The sequence below is a fragment of the Stenotrophomonas sp. WHRI 8082 genome (assembly GCF_040223995.2).
GTDB lineage: Bacteria > Pseudomonadota > Gammaproteobacteria > Xanthomonadales > Xanthomonadaceae > Stenotrophomonas.
Map to the genome: position 1 here is coordinate 1,714,384 of NZ_CP167826.1, position 20,987 is coordinate 1,735,370.

A 20,987-nucleotide genomic window follows, 5' to 3' on the forward strand; every position below is an offset into this window, starting at 1 on the left:
CCCGTCACGGGCGGAAGGCGTCACAGCCCCGACAGCGCCACCGCGGCGAACTTTCGTGCACCGGGTTCATCATTGTCCGCAGGCCGTTCAGGCTGCCGAGGCGTCGAAACGCGCAAACACCAGCGACGTATTGATGCCGCCGAAGGCGAAGTTGTTGCTCATCACGTGGTCCACCTGCAACGTACGGCCGTCGCCGATGATGTGGTCCAGCGCCGCACAGCGGGGATCCGGGTCTTCCAGGTTCAGGGTGGGGGCGAACCAGCCGCTGCGCATCATCTCGATGCTCACCCAGGCCTCGAACGCGCCGCACGCGCCCAGCATGTGGCCGACGTAACTCTTCAGCGAACTGATCGGCACGGCGCTGCCGAATACCTCGGCGGTCGCCTGGCTTTCGGCGATGTCCCCGTGCTCGGTCGCCGTACCGTGCGCATTGATATATCCGATCCGTGCAGCATCCAGCCCGGCATCCTCCAGCGCCAGGCGCATCGCATGGGCCATGGTCGGGCTGCTGGGCTGGGTGACATGCTGGCCATCGCTGTTGCTGGCATAGCCGCGCACCTCGGCCAGGATCGTGGCACCGCGTTCAAGCGCGTGCTGCAGATCCTCCAGCACCAGGGTGCAGGCGCCTTCACCCAGCACCAGGCCATCGCGCCCGGCATCGAACGGACGCGGCGTGGTGGCTGGGGCCGCGTTGCGCACGCTGGTGGCGAACAGGGTGTCGAACACCGCCGCGGCGGTCGCATCAAGTTGTTCGGCACCGCCGGCCAGCATCACGGTCTGGCGCCCCGCGCGAATGGTTTCGTACGCTTCGCCCACCCCTTGGCTGCCGGATGTGCAGGCACTGGAGGTGGTATGGATGCGCCCGCTGAGACCGAAGAACACGCCGATGTTGACCGGCGCGGTGTGGCTCATCATCTTCAGGTAGGTGGTGGCGGTGATGCCATCGGTGCTGAAGCTGCTGAGCATCCGGCCGAACTCGCCCACCGCTTCATGGCTGCCGGAAGACGAACCGTAGGACACCCCGGTGCGTCCACCACGCAGCACCGGGTGGTCGATCAGTCCGGCCTGCTGCAAGGCCAGCTCGCTGGCGCGCACCGCCATCAAGGCGACCCGTCCCATCGAACGGGTGGTCTTGCGGTTGTAGTGCGGTGGCAGCTCGAAAGGCGCGGCAGGCGCAGCCAGCCGGGTATTCAGCCCTTCATAGACATCCCACTCCGGCATCGCGCGTACGGCATTGCGCAGTGCGCGCAGCCGCGCGTGGATGGTGGCCCAGTCGTGGCCCAACGGACTGATGGCGGCCGCACCGGTCACCACGACGCGGCGCCCGTCACGTGCCATCAGGCAAGCCCGCCATTGACCGAGATCACCTGCCGGGTGATATAGGCAGCGTCAGGGGACAGCAGGAATGCGACGGTGGCAGCGACCTCGTCGGGCGTCCCGACACGACCGGCCGGAATGCCCTTCAAGGCGTGTTCCAGCACGCCGGCATCCAGCATGTCGGTGTCGATCAGGCCAGGGGCCACGCAGTTGACCGTGATGCGGCGGCTGGCCAGCTCGACCGCCAGCGCCTTGCTGGCGCCGATGATGCCGGCCTTGGCCGCGCTGTAATTGACCTGGCCGCGGTTGCCGATCAGGCCGGATACCGATGCCAGCGTCACGATGCGGCCGGGCTGGCGACGGCGCACCATCGGCATCACCAGCGGGTGCAGCACGTTGTAGAAGCCGTCCAGATTGGTGTGCAGCACCTGGTCCCAGTCGTCTTCGCTGAGCGCAGGGAACGCGCCATCGCGGGCGATACCGGCATTGCAGACCACACCATAGTAAGCGCCGTGCGCTTCGACATCGGCTTCCAGGGCGGCACGTGCCGCGGCGCGGTCGGCTATATCGAACGGGAGTACCCGCGCCTGCCGTCCCATCGCGGTTATCTCATCGGCCACGGCCTGCGCTTCTTCCACGCGGCTGCGGCAATGTACGGTCACGTCGAAGCCGTCGCGCGCGGCGCGCAGCGCGATTGCACGGCCGATGCCCCGGCTTGCGCCGGTCACCAGCACCGCCAGGTTGGCTGTCATGCGGTTCCACTCTCCAGATAGGCCTGCGCGTCAGCGGGCTCGAACACCGACACATTCGCTTCCACCCATGTCTCCCCGCCCGCGTCGATCCGGCAGGCGAACATGCCCAGGCCATTGTCACCCATCAGTTCGCGGCGCGCGTACACCTCCAGCCGGGTGCCGGCGGGGAACAGATCGCGCTGGCTGCTGTAGCGGCGGCTGCCGAGCAGGAACCCGATCTTCGGTTCGCCGCCGTCACGGCGCGCACGGCAGCCGGCCCAGGCCGCGATGGCCTGCGCCATGTACTCGATGCCGATCCACGCCGGCACGCCGTCAGGCCCGGCGAATGCACCCTTCGACGGCACCACCAGGGCGGCATGGATGCTGTCATCGTCCCAGTGCACCAGCTCGTCCAACAGCAGTAGGCTGGCCCGGTGCGGCACGACATCCCGGATGGGATACAAGGTCATGCCGCCGTACTCCGCTGCAGGGCAAGCACGGCGTTGCTGCCGCCGAAAGCAAACGAGCTGCTGAGCATCCGCTGCAGGGGGACCGGTGAACAGTCGCCCGGGGTGACCAGCCTGAGTGCCGGCAGATCCGGATCGATATCGCCGTCATACCAATGTGGCGGCAGGCGATTATCGGGATTGTCGACCAGCGCGATCCAGCACAGGGCGGCTTCAATGGCACCGGAGGCACCCAGCGCGTGGCCGGTGAGTGGCTTGGTCGAGCTGGCTGGCACCGTGCTGCCCAGCACGCCGGCCACTGCCCGGGACTCCATCGCATCGTTGTGCCGCGTGGCGGTGCCATGCAGGTTGATGTAGTCCACCTCGTCCGGTGACCACCCTGCACGTTGCAGTGCCTCGAGCAGCGCAGCCGTGGCGCCGGCGCCGCTCGGGTCCGGCGCGGACATGTGGTGGGCATCGGAGCTCTCCCCCCACCCGGCCAGCTGCACCGGGCCCGGCTCACGGCTGAGCAGGAACAACGCCGCCCCTTCGCCGATGTTGATGCCCGTGCGGTTGCGCGAGAAAGGCAGGCAGCGCGTGGCCGAGATCGACTCCAATGCGCTGAAACCGGCGACGGTGAAGTGGCACAGCGAGTCGGCCCCACCGGCGATCACCGCATCGACGACCCCGGCGCGCAGCAGCCGCGCCGCCGAAGCCAACGCTTTCGCACTCGACGAACAGGCCGTGGACAAGGTCCATGCCGGGCCGCCGGCCCCGCTGCGATGGCGCACGAACGATGCCGCACTGCCCATCTCCTGCTGCCCGTAGGAGAAGCCGGCAGGCCATTGGCCATCAGACTGCAGCGCGCGAAGCGCAGGTTCGGTCTCACCGATGCCGGATGTGCTGGTGCCGATGATCACGGCGACACGCTCGGCACCATGTCGGCTGATGGCCTGCTTCACCAGCGGTGCGATCTGCACCAGCGCCGCATCCAGCAGGGCATTGTTGCGACCACGAAGCGAGATCGGCAGCGTCGAGAGGTCTGGCAGCGCGTCCCGTACGCGCCCCAGCGCGAGGGTCCGCCCGCGCACCACGTCATCGCAGTCGGACAGCCCGCCAGGGGCCGCGGCAAACAGCCCCTTGGCCACGCTGTGGCGGTCCGCGCCCAGGGCGCACACCACGCCCAGTCCATTGAGATACACCGCGGCGGTCACGGCGGCGTCTCCTGCGCCGGTGCAGCCGCGCCATCCACCGAACGGATGGTCAATGAGTATCCTTCGCGCAGGTTGTCCAACTGCAGGCTGCCATCGGCATGGCGCTGCAGGTGCAGTGCATCCTGGCCGGCGTGCTGCAGGCGGCGATGTTCACCATCGTCGGTGACCTTCCACTCGGCCGGCAATACGGCGGCGATGGCAGCGGTGGGCCAGAGTGCGAACTGCAGATCATCCAGCACCCGTTCGGCACGCACCTGGCGTGGCAGCCACGGGGCGCGCTGTTCGTCCAGGTGCTGGCCATCCCAGCGCACGCGGAAGCCGGTCTGACCCATCGCCTGCACCAGCAGTTGCACCTGCGCGTCGTCAGCCTCCAGCAACGCATCCAGATCACGCTCCACCCGGCCGAAGCGGAAGTGGAGTTGCTGCTGCAGCGCGAGGGTGCCCTGCAGGCTGGCCGGCGACAGCCGCAGCGGTGGCAGATCGCCACCGGGCCGCGTGGGCCGGTCGGCGCACGCGACAAGCGCGGCGAGTACGGTCATTGCCGCCAACAGGCGCAGGGCCGGGCGAACGCAGCGCATCCAACGCATCAGGTGGACTCCTTTGTTTCATGCACACCGGCCGGCCGGAACAGCGGTGACAACAGCCAGACCAGGCCGATACCCAGCAGCAGGGTAAGGCCGAAGGCACGCAGCGCCGGCGTGGCCGACAGCCCGAGCAGCCCGAAGGACAGCCAGGTACTGGCCGCGCCCACGCAGACCGCCACCCACGCACTGGGGTCACCCCGATGCTCCAGCAGGAAGATGCCGTAATCGATGCCCATGCCCAACAGCAGCATCAGTGCGAGCACATTGAACAGCTGCACGGGCTGGCCGAACAAGGACAGCAGGGCGACGGTGAGCGTCCCCGCCAACAACGTCGGCACCATCACCCGCCACGCATCGCGCCGATAGCGCCACCACAGCGCGGCGAACACCAGCGCAATGCCTGCCAGCAGCATGACGCTCATCAGACTGCGGTAATGACCGAGCAAGCGCGAGAAATCATCGGTGCGGTCAACCCAGCGCACGCCGTCCAGTCCTGCACCGGCACCCTGCAGGTCGCGCAGCGCCTGCGGCTGCGACAGGTCATCCACCAGCACCACGCTGGCGACCCCGTCGCCCAGCCGACCCAACCACAAGGGGCGGACCGGCAACGACGCCGGAGAGGCCACGAAGCGTTCGATGGTCATCGGCGCTGCGGTGAACGCCGGGCGCTCCAGCGTTTCGCCACTGACCTCCGCCACGGCCCGCAGTACGCCCGCCTCGATGCCACGCGTCAGTGCGGCATCGGCCTGCTGCTGCGCCGCTGAAGGCAACCAGTCGCTGATCGCGCGATGGCTGCCGATGCGGCCGTCGTGCTCCAGCGCGCGCAGCCGCCGGGTCAGGGCCTCTTCGCGTTGCAGCAGCTGTTCGGCATCTCCCCCCTGCACCAGGAAGAACTGCGCGGGGCTGGGCATCCCCAGCAGCCGCGAGATACGGATCTGCTGCTCCATCAATGCCGGGGGCGAGGACTGCAGGCTGCGCAGGTCATCGTCCACCTTCAATCGGGTCATGCCCGCAGCGGACACAACCACCAGACCGACCAGCACCAGCAGCAGGCGTCGCCCGGCAAGCCGTGGCCAGCGCTGCAGCGTGCCGCCAAGCCAGCGCGAAAAACCGGTCTGCCGCACCTGGCCGCCGTCCAGCCACGGAAACCACAAGATCACCGTCACGAACGCAGCGGACAATCCGACCACCGAGAACAGTGCCATCTGCCGCAGCCCCGGGAACGGCGCCATCGCCAGCGCCAGGTAAGCCAGCGCACTCGTCAGCAGGGCCAGCCACAGGCCCGGCAGCAGGTGCCGCAGCAGGGTCCAACGGCTCTCACGTGGGGCCGCCTGGCGCGACGCGAACCAGTGGATGCCGTAGTCCTCGGCGACGCCGACCAGCGAGGCACCGAACACCAGCGTGAGCAGGTGCACCTTGCCGAACACCAGCACGGTCACGGCCAAGGCGACGCCACACCCCACCAGCAGCGACACCGCCACCAGCAGGATTGGTCGCAGCGAGCGGAACGCCAGCCAGACCAGCAACAGCACGGCCGCCAACGAGCCCCAGCCGATCGTATTGATCTCCCGGTTGGCCTGCACGGCGGCGGCTTCGGCATGCAACGGAACACCGGCATGCAGGATTTCCAGCCCGGGCGCCGCCCCGCGTGCTGCCGTGCCCGCGCGCTCCAGCAGCGCGTCGATATGCGGCTCGCCATCCAGCTGGAAGGCGGAATCACGGGTATCGAAACGGAGCACCGCCCAGTGCTTGCCATCGGCCTGCACCAAGCCATCGTCGCCCAGGCGCAGACCTGCCGCCTTGGCCTGCTGTTGCCACCATGCCGGCCACAGCGCCAAAGGGTCCTGCAGCCACGCCGTCAAACGCGGACCGCCCATCGGCCCGTACAGGGACGCAAGCGCCTGCCCTGCCAGATCGCCGGCGCCGGTCTGCTGCAGCTGATCGCGCTGGGCTGGCGTCAGCAGGCGATCCCGGTACGGGGCGTAGAACCCGCGTGCCTGGTCGAACCACCCGTCCATCGCACCGGCAGGCCGCAGCAGGCCGCTGTCCGCATCGTCGGCCATGGCCTGGGCGAATGCCTCCTGCGCACGCAGAGCGGCTGCGCTGTCATCGCTGCCCAGCAGCACCACCACGTCGCGCGAGTTCGCATCGGCGATGCGCCGGGTAGCATCCGACAGCAGGCGATCGTGGGCGTCCTGCGGGAGCATTGCCAGAATGTCGGTGTCGATCGGTGGCTGCTGGCGCCACTGCAGGGCCTGCTGCACACCCAGCGCCAGCAGCACCAGCAGCCACGCCAGGGCCAGCCAGCGCCAAGCGCGGTGTGGGCGGGCGGCCGCGGCCGCGGCCGCGCCAGGGCGCATGTCAGTCAAGGCGCGCGGCCTCTTCAGCGCTCAGCGTGGCCGGCGTTTCGGTCAATGCGCTGAAGGTGATCAGGGTGCGGTCATTGCCCGCTTCCACGATCTCCACGTCACGTACGTAGCGGTCACCGCGCAGCCGCAGCGAGGTGAATGCCTTTGCCAGCATCGCCGACTTCGGCGTGAGCTGCAGCGTCCAGCCCGCCCCTTCGCGCCGCGCATCGACATTGAACTGGCTGGACAGTGCCCGCACGTCACCGCTCATCAGCGCGAACAGGGTCGCGTTCACCGAACGCATTGCCGGCTGCTCGCGTGCATCGAGTTCCACGCGGGTGCTGCCATCGGCCTGCCGGCTGAGGATGCGGTCGGCGGTGATGACCATCTCCGAGGGGAACGGCTTCAGGGTGGACCAGATGACACCGCGCTGGTGCGCCACCACGAAGCGCCCCTGCGACTGCAATGGATTGCGGAATCCCGCCACCTGCTTCTGCTGGCTGAAGCTGCCACGCAGCACGGCAGGACGCGCGACATCCCGGGTGATCGATTCGATGACCGCGTCGGCGGCGCTGGTTGCCGACGCCAGCAGACACAGCGACATGACCGCCAACAGACGGAGCGGAGCGAACAGTTTCATGGTGCGGATACTCCCAGCTTCTGCCACAGGATCGGGGGACACAGGTACTGCATCTCGCCGCTGTCGGCGGCGACGGCGACCTGGATGGTATGGGCGCGGGTCAGGCGCTCACCGCTGAGCGCATCGAAAATTTCGTACGCGATCTTCAAGCGGTTCTCCCACTCCACGATGCGTGCCACCACGCGCAGCGCCTGCTGGAAACGCAACGGGCGGATGTACTTGACCCGCGCGTCCACCACCGGCCACAGGAAGCCGGACGCCTGCATCTGCGGGTAGTCGTAATCATGCCGCTGCAGCAGGGCGCAGCGGGCGATCTCGAAGTACTTGAAATAGTTTCCGTGCCAGACCACCTGCATCGGGTCACAGTCGTGAAACGCGGGCGACAGGGCGATTTCTTCCGTCAGATCATGCATCGGCATAGATCACCCACGCGCGTCCGCGGATGTCCTGCAGCAGCTGGCGCAGCTCGCCGTCCAACGCGCGATCTTCCTCGACCAGCGCGATGCGCCCGACGAGATCGGTATTCATCGCATCCAGCGCACCCTGCAGCTGCGCCTGCATGCCGACCCGCTGGCGCAGCGCCACCGCCTGACGTGCCGCGATCAGCATCGCCGCCACCACCTGCTCCACCAACTCGATCACGCGCAGGCAGTCACGCGCGGCGATGGTGCCCATGCTGACCTTGTCCTGGTTGTGGCATTCCGTGGAACGCGAGAACACCGAGGCAGGCAGGGTATTTTTCAGCGCCTCGGCCGTCCACGCCGAGACACTGATCTGCAGCGCCTTCAGCCCGTGGTTGATGGCCGCGCGCGGCCCCGTGGCGGCAGACAGGTTGGCCGGCAGGCCATGGCTGTAGCGTGCATCGACCAGCAGCGCCAGCTGCCGGTCCAGCAGGTCGGCGATGTTGGCCACGGTGTTCTTCAAGGTATCCATGGCCAGCGCGATGTGGCCGCCATAGAAGTGGCCACCGTGCAGCACGCGCTCTTCGTCCGGGTCGATCAGCGGGTTGTCGTTGGCGCTGTTGAGTTCGGTTTCGATCAACTGCCGCAGGAACGGCAACGTATCCTCCAATACGCCGATCACATGCGGGGCACAGCGCAACGAATAGCGATCCTGCAGTCGCTGCGCGTTGCGCGGCGGCCGCTCGCTGTGCAGGTCCGCGCGCAGGCGGGCGGCGATGCGTGCCTGGCCCGGATGCGGCTTGGCCGCGAACAGGGTCTCGTCGAAATGATGGGCGTTGCCATCACTGGCCAACACGTTGAATGCCGTCAAGCGGGTCGCCAGGCGGCTGAGATAGTCGGCACGGTGCCAGGCCAGGCAGGCCAGCCCTGTCATCACCGCAGTGCCATTCATCAACGCCAGGCCTTCCTTCGGTCGCAGCCGCAGCGGCACCATGCCGATCCGCGGCAGCACCTCGGCCGCAGGCTGCACGCGTCCTTCAAACAGGACGTCGCGCTCCCCGCACAGCACGGCCGCCACGTAGGACAGCGGGGTCAAGTCACCGCTTGCGCCGACCGATCCTTCCGCCGGGATGCGCGGCAGCACGTCGTGCTGGAGCAGCGAAGTAAGCCCTTCCAGCAGCGCCACGCTGGTGCCGGACATGCCTTGTGACAGCGAGGCGAGGCGAGCCGCCAAGACAGCCCGCGTTTCCTGTGCATCCAGGAAACGACCCAGCCCGCAGCCGTGGTAGGTGTACAGGTGATGCGGCAGCTCGGCGACCAACGAGGGCGGGATCACCGTCGTGCACGAGTCGCCGTAGCCGGTGGTGACGCCATAGATGACCCCGTCCTCGCGCAGCAGGCGGTCGAGGAAATCGGCACCGCGCTGGATGCGCGCACGGAAAGCCGGTGCATCGCTGAGCTCGGCACGTGCACGCCGGTCTGCCAGCGCGACCACGTCTTCGATGGTCAGCGCAGCGGCGCCGAAGTGGCAGCAAGGGGAAAGATCAGTCGGCATCAGGTGCCTGGTCCCAGAAAGGAAAGAAGTTGAACCAATCCAGCGGTGACTGGGTCACCTGCTGTTCCAGCCACTGCGCATAGCGATGGGCGCAGTCCTGCAGGGCGGCGTCGCGTGCCCCGCGGGGCAGGCTGATGCGCTCCGCGAACAGATCGAAGCGAACGCGATAACCGTCGCCGTGGTGCAGGCACGACAGGGTGTAGACCGGGCAAGCCAGCGCCGACGCCATGACATAGCCGCCCACCGGGAAGGGCGCGCGGTGACCCAGGAAATCGGCATGCGCCACCCGCTCGCTGTTCACCGGCACCCGGTCACCCACGATGGCGACGAAGCCACCCGCGGCGACCCGACGACCGAGCGCCATCGCCATTGCCGGACCCACCTCGGTCACCTGCAGCAGTTCTACCGATGCCAACGGATCCAGGCGCGCCAACAGGCTGTTGAAGCGCTGCGCATGCTTGGTGTGGACCAGTACGGTGAGGTGCAGCCCCGGCACTTTTTCGGCCAATACCTGGCACAGCTCCAGGCAGCCCACATGCGCGGTCAGGAACACGCCTCCTTCGGCACGGCCGATGCGCTGCAGCGCCGCGTTGTCATGCAACTGCAGCTGCTGCGCCGGATAACGGCGTCCCAGCGCCAGCAGCTTGTCCAGCATGGTGTCGCCGAACAGGGCGAAGTGGCGCAGGCTGTCACGCCAGCCGGGCGTGTGGCCCAATGCCCCGGTGTGGGCCTGCAGGCGCTGCAGGTACTGCATGGAGGCACGCCGCGCCAGGCCGTTTCCCAGCCAGTGGCAGGCCACCGCTGGCCATGCGCCCATCCGGTAAGGCCAGCGTCCGAGCCAGCGGTGCACCCAGCACAGCAGCAGCACGCCGCTGACGGAGGTGCGCTCGCCGATGTCCGCCCAGTGCGGCGCCGGTCGGGCGGCCATCAGCGCGTGCCTCGCAGGCGACGACGCAGCAATCGCGGCGCACGCCGCAGCATGCCGCCGAACAGCCGCGCGTGCATGCCACTGATACGCACGTTGTCGCGCCATACATCGAAATGTGAAACGCCGTCGCGTGGGTAGGTCACCGGCGTCGCCACGTGCAGCACCGCAATGTCACGCCAATACAGCCGCACCAGGATCTCTGTATCGAAATCCATGCGGCGGCCAATGGTTTCCTCGGCCATCAGGCGGATGACAGGCGGCAGCGGGTACACCCGGAAGCCACACATCGAATCACGCAGATGCAGCGAAAGCGTGTTGATCCACACCCACACATGGGTGGCGTAGCGGCCGTACAGGCGGATTTTCGGCACCGTCTCGTCGTAGGCAGGGATGCCGCAGATCACAGCGTGCGGATGCGCCTGCGACAAGGCCACGAAGCGTTCGAGCTCATTGGTGTCGTGCTGGCCATCGGCATCGATCTGCAGCACGTGGCTGTAGCCCAGCCGTGATGCCTCGCTGAAGCCGGCCAGCATGGCGCCGCCCTTGCCTTCGTTGCGCGGCAACCGCAGCAACCCCACCCCATCGCCCGCGCTGAGCGCACGCAGCACGGCGGCACAGGCGTCGTGCGAGCCGTCATCGACCAGCAGGCAAGGCAGGCCGGCAGCGCGGATGCCTGCCACCACCTCGACGATGGCGTGTTCGTGGTCGTACACCGGCACCACCACCAGCAGGGCATGGTCAATGGCAGCGGACGGGGATTCAATCGGCATCGGCGAACACTACTTTGCCACTGGCATGGATGCCGTGACCGGAGCTGAACCGGAATGCGAGCATGCGGCGCGACGCGTCCCAGTCCAGTTGCAGCAGGAGGGTGTCACCCGGGCGCGCCACCCGCTGGAACTTCAGCGCGTCGATACGCACGAAGCGCGCCGGCAGGGCGAACACCGTCTGGGCCAAGCGGATCGCCCAGTCGACCTGGGCCACTCCGGGCAGCACCGGCACCCCGGGGAAGTGCCCATCGAACGCACGCAGGTCGGGTTGCAGGGTCAACTGCGCGCTGGCCGAGGCCGGTCCACGCTGCAGCCACTGCACCGGCGGCAGGTCCACCGGCTCCGGCTGCTCCGGCTGGAACAACGACAGCAGGGCGGCCTGGGTCGTCTTGCCCTGCGCATTGAGGGGCAGTGCATCGACGAAGCGCCAGCGCCGTGGCCGCGCGACGGCGTCGTGGGCATCGGCAAGGGCGTTGGACAACTGACGGCCGGCGGCACGGCGGCCGGCCTCGTCAGCCTGCAGCAGGCGGGTATTGCGCGGCACCACCACGGCGGCCAGCTGTTCGCGTTGGCCCGGCAGCAGCAGCACGCGGACGTCGGCGACGGCGGGGTGGGCGCGCAGCGCATGTTCCAGCGCGTCCAGCGACACACGTCGCTCTTCCACCTTGACGATGCGGTCGGCGCGACCCAACAGGCGGAAGCCGCCCTGCGCGTCAGCCTCGGCACGATCCTCGCTGCGCCACCAGCCGCCATCGGGCAGGTGCGCGGAGGCAACCGCCAACTGGCCCTCGTCGATCCGCCACTGCACGCCCGGCAGCGGCTGCCACGCGCTGGTCGATGCATCACCGCCACGCCAGGCAATGCCGCCGGTCTCACTGCTGCCGAACACCTCGATCGGCACACGGTCCAGCAGCGCGCGGACATCGACGGCCGCCTGCGCAGGTAGCGGACCACCGGAGGAGAACACCGCGCGTAGATGCGTGCGCGCAGCGCGCCAGTCCAGTTGCGCCGGCAGCCGTTTCAGGTGGGCAGGCGTGGCAACGAGCACGCTCGGCCCGGTCGACAGCGCCGCCACCAGATCTTCGTGAAAGAAGCGCCGTGGCAGGATCGCCCGACCCGCCGACAAGGGCCACAACACCCGGAACAGCAGGCCGTAGATGTGTTGGTGTGACACGGTGCCGTGAACCTGCGCACCCTCCAGCAGCGCACCAAAGGCCTGCTCCAGCGCACCCACTTCGCAGGCCAACTGGTCCAGGCGTTTCTCGATCGCGACCGGCGCCCCGGTGCTGCCGGAGGTGAACACCACCAGCCGGCAGGCGCGTTCGTCCAGCATGATCGGCGCGATGGCATCGGCCCCCACCGCAGACGGGGCCAGCGGTTGCCAGTGCAGGTCGACGTCACCGGCAACGCCGTCGACCCGCGGCCGCAGCGCCTGCAGCGTGGCCGGCAGGTTGTCGGAAGGCAGGTATACGCGCTTGCCCGCTGACCACGCGCCCAACAGGGCAGCGGCGAACGCCAGGCTGTCATCGAAGTACAGGGCCCAGTCGCGTCCTCCCGCCTGCGAGAACGCCACGCGCCACGCCGCCACCCGGGCCAGCAGCCCGGCGTGGTCGATACGATCCGCACCGGCACCGCCAATCCAGCGGTCCGGCCGCGCCGGGCCCAGCAGCTGGTGCAGCGGGATCCACTCAGCCATGGCCATGTGCCGCCTTCACCCGGCGCCTCACCGTCCACTCCACCGCATGCAGCACGCCCATCAGCAGATAGGCCAGCAGGCCGTTGTACAGCGCCCAGGTGGCATCAGACGCCCACAGCGCGGTGGCCAGCGCCAGACCGCCATTGATGACGAAGAAGCCGCACCACACCTGGGTGACCCGCCGGGTGTAGACGATGGCAAAGGGGGGCAGCTGGGGTTCCTGCATGCGCGCGAAGCGCTCGGCCATGCTCGGTGGCCAACGCAGGCTGGCCAGGAACACCGCCAACAGCACCGCATTGACCAGGGCCGGATACAGCTTCAGCGGCAAGGCCTGGTTGCCCAGCAACGCCACCACGGCCAGCAGCCCGGTGCCCGCAGCGGCCCACATCCACACCGCTTCACGGCTGCCGAGCGCGCGCAACACGGCCAACGCGAACAGCAACAACGACAGCCAGCGCGGCTCGAAGCGCCCCATCGCGGCGTACATCAGCAGCGGGTACGCCAGCGATACGGCGACGAAGGCGACTTTGCGGAAGGAGGGCACGGCGGCGGTCCGCAGCGCGCGGTCAGGCAGCGGCCTGGTCGGGCAGCAGGCCATGAACGACATCGACCACGTCCTGCACGGTGCGCACGGCCTTGAAGGCATCGGGCTGCAGGTTGCGGCCAAGCAGTGGCTTCAGCTGCACGATCAGGTCCACCGCGTCGATGCTGTCGATGTCCAGGTCTTCATGCAGGCGGGCGCCCGGCACGATGAGCGCCGGCTCGATCTCGAACCCGGCGGTCAGCAGCTGGGCGATGTGGTCGAACAGTTCGGTCTTGGTCATGGCGATACCAGAGAAGGTCACGCGCGGCTGCTGGCGACGAAGGCGGCAAGCGCCTGCACGCTGCCGAAATGGCGGCGGGTTTCTTCGGAGTCGGCAGACAGGCTGACGCCGTACTGCTTCTGCAGGGCCAGGCCCAGTTCCAGTGCATCGATCGAATCCAGGCCGAGGCCTTCGCCGAACAGCGGCGCGGTCGTATCGATGTCGTTGGCGGAGATGTCTTCCAGCGACAACGCGGAAATGATCAGCTCCTTGATCTCGTGCTCAAGTTCCTGCACGGGGCAGCTCTCCACAGGGTTGGAAGTAACGGGTGAGATGGTCGGTGACGCGGCGCGCGGCCAGGGATTCCCCTCCTGCCACAGCGACGTCGTCGACAAACGTACCGATCGGAATGTCCTCACCGACCTCCAGCGAGACATGGAAGCGACGCGGGGGCACACGATACCATTTCCCTCCCTTTTCCAGCGTCGGCGGGGTACAGCTGATCCGTACCGGGGTGATGTCCAGGCCGCCACGCACGGCGATGTTGGCCGCCCCGCGGCGCAGCTGCAGGGGGTGGCCCGGCGTGCTGCGGGTGCCTTCCGGGAAGATCACCAGGCAGCCCCCCTCCCGTACGGCATCAATGCCGGCCTGCACCAGGGCGGGCCCGTCATCGTTGACGATGTAACCGGCGGCCCTGACCGTCCCGCGCATGAACGGGTTGCGCGCCACCGCCCGTTTGACCACGCAGTCCGCGTCCGGCAGCAGCGCCACCAGCAGTACCACGTCGATCAGGGTGGGGTGGTTGGCGAGCACCAGCAGGCCCTTGCGCTGCAAGCGGTGGGCGCCGGTGACCTCGAAGGTCATCACGCCGAGGCCGCGCATGATCGCCACGTGCAGCGCGAAACTGCGCTGCACCCATGTGCGGGCCAGTCGGCGCCGACGTGCCGGGGGATGCACCAGCACCAGCAAGGCCGGCGCGACCAGGATGCCGGCGATCAGTCCACCGACGCCGAACAGGGCGAAGCTGAAGCCGGTGGCCAGGGTCCGCCACGCCCGGCCCAACGGGCCGGATCCGGGATCAGCCGACACGCTGCCAGCTCCAGCGCTGGCCATCGATCACCCGTTCATCGTGGCGCTTGCCGGACAGCAGGAAACGATGCAGGTCCAGCGCGTGCGGCAGCGGGCCGGGCGGATCGTCCTGGGCGGTATCGCCCCGCCATGCCAGCCGCAGTCGGGTGCCCTCCGGCGACGCCGCAGCGATCCGCCAGCACCAGGCGTAGTAAGGCGCCGGCTCGTCGATGAACTCGGCATACAGCTCAGGCAACGGGGGGTCGTAGGCAATGATGCGCACCTCTGCCGCACCGTCGGCCAGCAGGCCAACGGCTTCCAGGCAAGCGGCTTCGACCGTCGCCTTGCCGGCGGCCAATGCCAGATTGTTGCCGCGGTGACCGCGGGTGATCGAATACAGCGCACCGATGGCGTTGTGTACCGAGAGACCAAAGGTGGTGGGCGACAGGGCCTCATCGGCGACCAGCGAGCGCAGCAGCTCCATCGACCGCTCCACGTCACCGTGGCGGCTGGCGAAGATCAACGGCACCGTACTGTCCGCGCCCTGTTCCGGCTCACACCAGCACGCGGCCTGGATCGCCATCCGCCCCAGGCGCTCGATTCGCCGCCGCTGCATGGCGGGCACTTCGGAGAGACCCGGCGTGCCCTCGCCTTCCGGCGGCCATGGCGCCCGCGCCCAGGCCTGCCAGTCACTACGGGTAGTCAGGCCCGGGGCCCAGGCGGCCCAGTCGACGACGGAAAACTCGATCATTGCGGAAGCGGCAGTCACACGGAGCCGCGCACGCTAGCACGCCCGCTGTCTGCAGACGGTGGCTGGGGCTCGGATCGGACGGGTTCCGGCACCGCTGCGCTCGCCGAGCGTGGCTCCGCGCCACCCCTCCTTCGGCATGCGCGGCGATGCTGGCCCCCGTTAGCGCCGAGCCATGCTCGGCGAGCGCAGCGGCAAGAAGGCAGGCCGATGGCGACGCCTGCCCCCTGCGTCAAAGTGAAGCACAGCGTCATCGGGTCGCATCCCTTCTTAACGGAAACCCACCCAGACTGGTCCGGTATCCCCACCCGCGCCCGGCAGGAGGCGTCACTTGGACGCATTGTTGTTGTCCCGTTTCCAGTTCGGATTCGTGGTCAGTTTCCACGTGCTGTTCCCCGCCTTCACCATCGGCACGGCCAGCTGGCTGGCCTTCATCGAGTGGCGCTGGCTGCGCACGCGCGATCCGATCTGGCGCGAACTTTATTTCTTCTGGCAGAAGATCTTCGCCGTTTCCTTCGGCATGGGCGTGGTCAGCGGCATCGTCATGGCCTTCCAGTTCGGCACCAACTGGCCGCGGCTGACCCAGTTCGCCGGCTCGGTGATCGGTCCGCTGCTGACCTACGAAGTGCTGACCGCCTTCTTCCTCGAGGCCAGCTTCCTGGGGGTGATGATGTTCGGCTGGGGTCGTGTATCTCCCCGCCTGCATTTCTTTTCCACCTGCATGGTGGCGCTGGGCACGCTGGTGTCCACGTTCTGGATCCTGGCGTCCAACAGCTGGCTGCACACCCCGGCCGGCTATGAAATCGTCAATGGCATCGTGCACCCCAGCGACTGGTGGCAGGTGGTGTTCAATCCTTCATTCCCCTACCGCCTCGCACACATGGCGCTGGGCTCGTTCATCACTACCTGCTTCGTGATCGGCGGCATCGGTGCCTGGTACCTGCGGCGTGGCAAGCACGTCGAGGAAGGCCGCCGCATGCTGGTGGCCGCCGTGATTTTCGCGGCGATCACCGTGCCTGCGCAGATCTTCGTCGGCGACATGCACGGCCTCAACACGCTCAAACACCAGCCGATGAAGATCGCCGCCATGGAAGCGCACTGGCACCCGAGCGCGGAAGGCGAAGGCGTGCCGCTGGTGGTGTTCGCGCTGCCCAACGAAAAGGAAGAACGCAACGATTTCGAGGTGGCGATACCGCGAATGGGCAGCGTCATCCTGACCCATTCGCTGGACGGCACCTTCGAGCCCCTGACGTCGGTCCCGGCCAGCGAGCGACCGCCGGTGACGCCGGTGTTCTTTGCGTTCCGCATCATGGTCGGGCTGGGCACGCTGATGCTGGTGCTGGCATGGTTGTCGGCCATCGCGCTGTGGCGCGGCAAGCTGCTGCAGTCTGCGTGGCTGCTGCGGGGCTGGAACTGGATGCTGCCGGCCGGCTTCATCGCACTGGTGTCGGGGTGGTTCGTCACTGAAATGGGGCGCCAGCCATGGGTGGTCTACGGGCTGCTGCGCACTGCCGATGCGGTGGGACCACAGAGTGCGTGGATGACCGCGCTGTCGCTGGGCGTGTACATCGTGGGCTACGCCTTCGTGTTCGGCTGGGGCATCTGGTACCTGGTGAAGATCCTGCGCCAAGGGCCCAGGCCGTACGAGGACGGGCCGGCGCTTGATGGTGGCAGCCATACCCCGGCGCGGCCGCTGTCGGCCGCCGATGAACCGCTTGAGGAGCGCTGAGATGGAGATGACAACCTGGCTGCCGGTGGCATGGTTCGCGGTGATCGGCTTCGGCGTGCTGATGTACGTGTTGCTGGACGGCTTCGTGCTGGGCATCGGCATCCTGGCCCCGTTCGCCCACAGCGAGGACGAGCTCGACCAGATGATGAACACCGCCGCGCCGATCTGGGACGGCAACGAAACGTGGCTGGTGCTGGGCGGCGCGGGTCTGCTGGCGGCGTTCCCGAAGGCCTATTCTGCGCTGCTGTCGGCGTTGTACCTGCCGGTGCTGCTGCTGGTGATGGCGCTGGTATTCCGCGGCGTGGCGTTCGAGTTCCGCTTCAAGGCGCACCGTTCACGGCGCCTGTGGAGCGTGGCGTTTGCCGTCGGCTCGGTGCTGGCCGCCTTCGCGCAGGGCGTGATCCTGGGGGCCTTGGTGCAGGGACTGGATATCGTCGATGGTGTCTACCAGGGCGGCGCGTTCGGCTGGTTGAGCCCGTTCGCGCTGGTCACCGGCGTCGCCTTGATCGCCGGGTACGCGCTGCTGGGCAGTACCTGGCTGCTGTTGAAGACCAACGGCCCGGTGCAGGCACTGGCACGCAAGATGACGCGGCCCTTGGTGGTGGCCGTGATCGTGGCCATGGGCGTGGTCAGCTGCTGGCTTCCGTTCCTGCAGTCGCGCCTGATGGCACGGTGGTTCAGTGACGGCAATTTCTGGTGGCTGTCCCCCGTACCGCTGCTGACGCTCGGGGTCGCCTTTGCACTATGGCGCAGCGCCATCCATCCAAAGCGGGACCTGCCGCCCTTCCTGCTCAGCATGGCGCTGTTCGTGCTCGGCTTTGCCGGGCTGGTGCTGGGCATGTGGCCCTACCTGCTGCCGCCGACGATGACCCTGTGGGATGCGGCCGCCCCCGCCTCGTCGTTGGGCTTCAGCCTGGTCGGGTTGGTGGTGTTGTTGCCGGTGATTCTGGGGTACACCGCGTGGTCGTATCGCGTGTTCCGCGGCAAGGTGGAAGCAGGCGCGGGTTACCACTGACCCGGCATCGCAACGCCGGGCACAGGCCGCGCGGCGCGCTCGCCGAGCATGGCTCGGCGTTACCGTGCCGGCGGCAGGAAGGCTTTGCCTGCCGCGGTGGCATGACCTGTGGGCCAGCCGCCGCGGGAAGCGGGCTGCTACCCTTGGCCGGTTTTCCATCCTTGGTGCCGTCCGCCCATGTTCCGAGTGCTGCCTCTTTCCCTGTTGTTGTCCGCCGCACTCGCTGCGCCGGCGGCGTACGCCGCGCCCACCCCGATCACCATCGAACAGGCCATGGCCGATCCGGACTGGATCGGACCACCGGTCGAGCGGGCATGGTGGTCGTGGAACAGCCAGCAGGTGGAATACCAGCTTAAGCGCAAGGGCAGCGCGGTCCGCGACACCTTCCGCCAGCCGCTTGCCGGTGGCGTGGCCACGCAGGTCGCCGACGACCAGCGCGGCACCCTCGACGTCGCCAACCCGATCTACGACAGCCGACGCACGCGCATGGCGTTCGTGCGCAACGGCGATGTGTTCGTCCGTGACCTGCGCAGTGGTGCGCTGACCCAGCTGACCCGTGGCAACGAGCGTGCCGCCGGCGTCGACTTCGCCGTCGATGGCGGCGTGATCTGGCGCACCGGGCAGAACTGGTTCCACTGGACCGCCGCCAGCGGCGTCGCCCAGGTGGCCAGCCTGAAGGCAGAGAAAAATCCGTCCGATCCCCCCAAGGCCGATACCCTGCGCGAGCAGCAACTGCGTACGCTGGAAACCCTGCGTCGCGACCGCGAACAGCGCGAAGCCCTGAAAGAACAGGACCAGCGTTGGCGCGAAGCGGACAACACCCGCGCGCCGGGCCCGGTGTTCCTCGGGGCCGACGTGGAGATCGTCGACAGCGTGCTGTCGCCGGACCTGGTGCACCTGCTGGTGGTGACCAAGCCGAAGGATTTCGAGGAAGGCCGCACCAGCAAGATGCCGCTGTACGTGACCGAATCCGGTTACGAGGAAACCGAAGACACCCGCACCCGCGTCGGCCGCAACGATCCGGAACCGCATACGCTCTGGCGTGTCGATGCGCGTAGCGGCAAGGTGGAAAAAGTGTCGCTGGATGCACTCCCCGGCATCGGCACCGACCCGCTGGCTGCGCTGCGCAAGAAGGCGGGCAAGGACGCGCTGAAGGGCAACCGTGCGCTGGAGGTGATGAGCGACTTCATGGGTGGCGGCATCCGCTGGAGCGCGGATGGCCAGCAGGTTGCGATCATGCTGCGCGCCAACGACAACAAGGACCGCTGGATCATCAGCCTGGCCGCTGCCGATGGCCGCCTGCAGACCCGTGACCGGCTGACCGATGAGGCGTGGATCAACTGGGGCTTCAATGATTTCGGCTGGATGGCCGATGGCCGCACGCTGTGGCTGCTGTCCGAAGCATCCGGTTTCTCGCACCTGTACACCCAGACCGGCAACGGCAAGCCGCAGGCACTGACCAGCGGCAAGTGGGAGACCTCCGCGCCGACGCTGTCCGCCGATGGCAAGGGGTTCTACTTCCTGTGCAACCAGCAGGCCCCGCACGATTACGAAGTGTGCAGCGTGGACGTGGCCAGCCGCCAGGTGCGCGAGCTGACCAGCCTCAACGGCGTGGAAGACTTCACGGTGTCGCCGGATGGCCAGCAGCTGCTGGTGCGTTACTCCGCGGCCTACCTGCCTGCGCAGCTGGCCGTGGTGCCGGCCGGCGGTGGCCAGCCGCGCGTACTGACCGATACCCGCAGCGCCGAGTTCAAGGCACGGGAGTGGATCCAGCCGAAGCTGGTGGCGGTGCCGTCCCAGCACGGTGCCGGCGTGGTCTGGGCGAAGTACTACGAGCCGCAGAACAAGGAGCCCGGCAAGAAGTATCCGATCGTGATGTTCGTGCACGGTGCCGGCTACCTGCAGAACGTGCACCAGCGCTACCCCGCCTATTTCCGTGAGCAGATGTTCCATAACCTGCTGGTGCAGCAGGGCTACATCGTGCTGGACATGGATTACCGCGGCAGCGAAGGCTACGGCCGCGACTGGCGTACGGCGATCTACCGCAACATGGGCCACCCGGAACTGGAAGATTACAAGGATGGGCTGGATTGGCTGGTGGACACGCAGCAGGGCGACCGCGATCGCGCCGGCATCTACGGCGGTTCGTACGGCGGCTTCATGACCTTCATGGCGCTGTTCCGTTCGCCGGGGACGTTCAAGGCCGGTGCCGCGCTGCGCCCGGTGGTGGATTGGCACAACTACAACCACGCGTACACCGCCAACATCCTCAATACGCCGGACATCGACCCCGAGGCCTACCGCGTTTCCTCGCCCATCGAATATGCGCAGAACCTGCAGGACCACCTGTTGATCGGCCACGGCATGATGGATGACAACGTGTTCTTCCAGGATTCGGTGAACCTGAGCCAGCGCCTGATCGAACTGCACAAGGACAACTGGTCCATCGCACCGTATCCGCTCGAACGCCACGGCTACACCCGCGCCGACTCGTGGCTGGACCAGTACAAGCGCATCCTCAAGCTGTTCAACGAGAACGTGAAGTGACCCCTGCCGCGGCGACGATACGGATCGTCGCCGCGGTGATCGATGATGGGCGTGGCAACGTGCTGGTGGTGCGCAAGCACGGCGCCACCGCCTTCATGCAGCCCGGTGGAAAACCGGAGCCGGGAGAGACGCCGCTGCAGACGCTGGCGCGTGAACTGCGCGAGGAACTTGGCGTGCAGCTGCTCGCCGACTCTGCGATCGCGCTGGGCCAGTTCAGTGAGTGGGCAGTCAACGAGCCCGGACAGCGTGTACAGGCCGACGTCTGGTGGGTCCGTGTGGAGGGCGTGCCCCTCGCACAGGCCGAGATCGCCGAGCTGATCTGGATTCCCCTGCACCCACCCCACGGGGTGTGCTTGGCAGCACTGAGCGAAGGCCATATCCTGCCCGCCGCACGTACCCTCTTCGCCACGCGCTGATTTCCAGCGCGCGCCTGCCGCAAGGACACCG

The 20,987-nt window shown here is 67.8% G+C and carries 21 protein-coding genes; 4 read left to right on the forward strand and 17 right to left on the reverse strand.

Translation table 11 applies throughout. The annotated features are described in order from the left end of the window. Positions 1 to 87: 87 nt before the first annotated feature. Genes ABRP17_RS07550 through ABRP17_RS07630 form a run of 17 tightly spaced genes read right to left on the reverse strand, consistent with a single transcriptional unit; the run spans position 88 to position 15,252 of the window. Positions 88 to 1,338: a beta-ketoacyl-ACP synthase gene (locus ABRP17_RS07550; protein WP_349985316.1), complete on the reverse strand. Its 1,251-nt coding sequence runs from the start codon at positions 1,336 to 1,338 to the stop codon at positions 88 to 90. Continuing rightward, entirely contained in the window at positions 1,338 to 2,069 is a 732-nt protein-coding gene (locus tag ABRP17_RS07555; RefSeq protein ID WP_349985317.1) for a 3-ketoacyl-ACP reductase FabG2, read from the reverse strand. The genes ABRP17_RS07550 and ABRP17_RS07555 overlap by 1 nt, the downstream gene beginning before the upstream one ends. Continuing rightward, complete coding sequence (locus ABRP17_RS07560; protein ID WP_349985318.1) at positions 2,066 to 2,518, reverse strand: hotdog family protein; 453 nt, start codon at positions 2,516 to 2,518, stop codon at positions 2,066 to 2,068. The genes ABRP17_RS07555 and ABRP17_RS07560 overlap by 4 nt, the downstream gene beginning before the upstream one ends. Then, a complete protein-coding gene (locus ABRP17_RS07565; protein WP_188325402.1) occupies positions 2,515 to 3,708 on the reverse strand; it encodes a beta-ketoacyl-ACP synthase in 1,194 nt (397 codons plus the stop codon). The genes ABRP17_RS07560 and ABRP17_RS07565 overlap by 4 nt, the downstream gene beginning before the upstream one ends. Continuing rightward, positions 3,705 to 4,286 (reverse strand): DUF3261 domain-containing protein, encoded by a 582-nt coding sequence (locus ABRP17_RS07570; protein ID WP_372486978.1) that lies wholly within the window; start codon positions 4,284 to 4,286, stop codon positions 3,705 to 3,707. Before ABRP17_RS07570 ends, ABRP17_RS07565 begins: the two co-directional genes overlap by 4 nt. Positions 4,287 to 4,294: 8 nt before the next feature. Further along, complete coding sequence (locus ABRP17_RS07575; protein ID WP_349985391.1) at positions 4,295 to 6,652, reverse strand: hypothetical protein; 2,358 nt, start codon at positions 6,650 to 6,652, stop codon at positions 4,295 to 4,297. A 1-nt stretch (position 6,653) separates the two neighbouring features. Beyond that, positions 6,654 to 7,244 (reverse strand): outer membrane lipoprotein carrier protein LolA, encoded by a 591-nt coding sequence (locus ABRP17_RS07580; protein WP_349985392.1) that lies wholly within the window; start codon positions 7,242 to 7,244, stop codon positions 6,654 to 6,656. A 32-nt stretch (positions 7,245 to 7,276) separates the two neighbouring features. Beyond that, positions 7,277 to 7,693, reverse strand: a complete 417-nt coding sequence (locus ABRP17_RS07585) for an acyl-CoA thioesterase (RefSeq protein ID WP_372486927.1) — start codon at positions 7,691 to 7,693, stop codon at positions 7,277 to 7,279. Beyond that, positions 7,686 to 9,236, reverse strand: a complete 1,551-nt coding sequence (locus ABRP17_RS07590) for an aromatic amino acid ammonia-lyase (RefSeq protein WP_349985321.1) — start codon at positions 9,234 to 9,236, stop codon at positions 7,686 to 7,688. Before ABRP17_RS07590 ends, ABRP17_RS07585 begins: the two co-directional genes overlap by 8 nt. Next, positions 9,226 to 10,167 (reverse strand): acyltransferase, encoded by a 942-nt coding sequence (locus tag ABRP17_RS07595; protein WP_188327381.1) that lies wholly within the window; start codon positions 10,165 to 10,167, stop codon positions 9,226 to 9,228. The genes ABRP17_RS07590 and ABRP17_RS07595 overlap by 11 nt, the downstream gene beginning before the upstream one ends. Next, complete coding sequence (locus ABRP17_RS07600) at positions 10,164 to 10,934, reverse strand: glycosyltransferase family 2 protein (protein WP_349985322.1); 771 nt, start codon at positions 10,932 to 10,934, stop codon at positions 10,164 to 10,166. Before ABRP17_RS07600 ends, ABRP17_RS07595 begins: the two co-directional genes overlap by 4 nt. Continuing rightward, entirely contained in the window at positions 10,924 to 12,630 is a 1,707-nt protein-coding gene (locus ABRP17_RS07605; RefSeq protein ID WP_349985323.1) for an AMP-binding protein, read from the reverse strand. The genes ABRP17_RS07600 and ABRP17_RS07605 overlap by 11 nt, the downstream gene beginning before the upstream one ends. Further along, complete coding sequence (locus ABRP17_RS07610) at positions 12,623 to 13,174, reverse strand: hypothetical protein (protein WP_223202932.1); 552 nt, start codon at positions 13,172 to 13,174, stop codon at positions 12,623 to 12,625. Before ABRP17_RS07610 ends, ABRP17_RS07605 begins: the two co-directional genes overlap by 8 nt. A 22-nt stretch (positions 13,175 to 13,196) precedes the next feature. Continuing rightward, positions 13,197 to 13,454: an acyl carrier protein gene (locus ABRP17_RS07615; RefSeq protein WP_188325408.1), complete on the reverse strand. Its 258-nt coding sequence runs from the start codon at positions 13,452 to 13,454 to the stop codon at positions 13,197 to 13,199. A gap of 17 nt (positions 13,455 to 13,471) precedes the next feature. Further along, entirely contained in the window at positions 13,472 to 13,729 is a 258-nt protein-coding gene (locus ABRP17_RS07620) for a phosphopantetheine-binding protein (RefSeq protein WP_188325409.1), read from the reverse strand. Continuing rightward, entirely contained in the window at positions 13,716 to 14,522 is an 807-nt protein-coding gene (locus ABRP17_RS07625) for a lysophospholipid acyltransferase family protein (protein ID WP_349985324.1), read from the reverse strand. The genes ABRP17_RS07620 and ABRP17_RS07625 overlap by 14 nt, the downstream gene beginning before the upstream one ends. Then, complete coding sequence (locus ABRP17_RS07630) at positions 14,512 to 15,252, reverse strand: beta-ketoacyl synthase chain length factor (protein WP_349985325.1); 741 nt, start codon at positions 15,250 to 15,252, stop codon at positions 14,512 to 14,514. The genes ABRP17_RS07625 and ABRP17_RS07630 overlap by 11 nt, the downstream gene beginning before the upstream one ends. Positions 15,253 to 15,580: 328 nt before the next feature. Between ABRP17_RS07630 and ABRP17_RS07635 the strand changes: the two genes are divergently transcribed. From ABRP17_RS07635 to ABRP17_RS07650, 4 genes are all read left to right on the forward strand, one after another. Beyond that, entirely contained in the window at positions 15,581 to 16,978 is a 1,398-nt protein-coding gene (locus ABRP17_RS07635) for a cytochrome ubiquinol oxidase subunit I (protein ID WP_192095687.1), read from the forward strand. Position 16,979: 1 nt separating this feature from the next. Then, positions 16,980 to 17,993, forward strand: coding sequence for a cytochrome d ubiquinol oxidase subunit II (gene cydB / locus ABRP17_RS07640; RefSeq protein WP_349985326.1), 1,014 nt, complete (start codon positions 16,980 to 16,982; stop codon positions 17,991 to 17,993). A gap of 177 nt (positions 17,994 to 18,170) precedes the next feature. Continuing rightward, positions 18,171 to 20,540 (forward strand): S9 family peptidase, encoded by a 2,370-nt coding sequence (locus ABRP17_RS07645; RefSeq protein ID WP_349985327.1) that lies wholly within the window; start codon positions 18,171 to 18,173, stop codon positions 20,538 to 20,540. Then, a complete protein-coding gene (locus tag ABRP17_RS07650) occupies positions 20,537 to 20,956 on the forward strand; it encodes an NUDIX domain-containing protein (RefSeq protein WP_349985328.1) in 420 nt (139 codons plus the stop codon). The genes ABRP17_RS07645 and ABRP17_RS07650 overlap by 4 nt, the downstream gene beginning before the upstream one ends. Positions 20,957 to 20,987 lie beyond the last annotated feature (31 nt).

Coding starts and splice junctions, on each gene's coding strand:
- ABRP17_RS07575 (WP_349985391.1), bottom strand. CDS start 6,652: ATGCGCCCTGGCGCGGCCGCGGCCGCGGCCGCCCGCCCACACCGCGCT.
- ABRP17_RS07645 (WP_349985327.1), top strand. CDS start 18,171: ATGTTCCGAGTGCTGCCTCTTTCCCTGTTGTTGTCCGCCGCACTCGCT.
- ABRP17_RS07585 (WP_372486927.1), bottom strand. CDS start 7,693: ATGCATGATCTGACGGAAGAAATCGCCCTGTCGCCCGCGTTTCACGAC.
- ABRP17_RS07560 (WP_349985318.1), bottom strand. CDS start 2,518: ATGACCTTGTATCCCATCCGGGATGTCGTGCCGCACCGGGCCAGCCTA.
- ABRP17_RS07580 (WP_349985392.1), bottom strand. CDS start 7,244: ATGTCGCTGTGTCTGCTGGCGTCGGCAACCAGCGCCGCCGACGCGGTC.
- ABRP17_RS07555 (WP_349985317.1), bottom strand. CDS start 2,069: ATGACAGCCAACCTGGCGGTGCTGGTGACCGGCGCAAGCCGGGGCATC.
- ABRP17_RS07590 (WP_349985321.1), bottom strand. CDS start 9,236: ATGCCGACTGATCTTTCCCCTTGCTGCCACTTCGGCGCCGCTGCGCTG.
- ABRP17_RS07615 (WP_188325408.1), bottom strand. CDS start 13,454: ATGACCAAGACCGAACTGTTCGACCACATCGCCCAGCTGCTGACCGCC.
- cydB (WP_349985326.1), top strand. CDS start 16,980: ATGGAGATGACAACCTGGCTGCCGGTGGCATGGTTCGCGGTGATCGGC.
- ABRP17_RS07605 (WP_349985323.1), bottom strand. CDS start 12,630: ATGGCTGAGTGGATCCCGCTGCACCAGCTGCTGGGCCCGGCGCGGCCG.
- ABRP17_RS07570 (WP_372486978.1), bottom strand. CDS start 4,286: ATGCGCTGCGTTCGCCCGGCCCTGCGCCTGTTGGCGGCAATGACCGTA.
- ABRP17_RS07550 (WP_349985316.1), bottom strand. CDS start 1,338: ATGGCACGTGACGGGCGCCGCGTCGTGGTGACCGGTGCGGCCGCCATC.
- ABRP17_RS07600 (WP_349985322.1), bottom strand. CDS start 10,934: ATGCCGATTGAATCCCCGTCCGCTGCCATTGACCATGCCCTGCTGGTG.
- ABRP17_RS07630 (WP_349985325.1), bottom strand. CDS start 15,252: ATGATCGAGTTTTCCGTCGTCGACTGGGCCGCCTGGGCCCCGGGCCTG.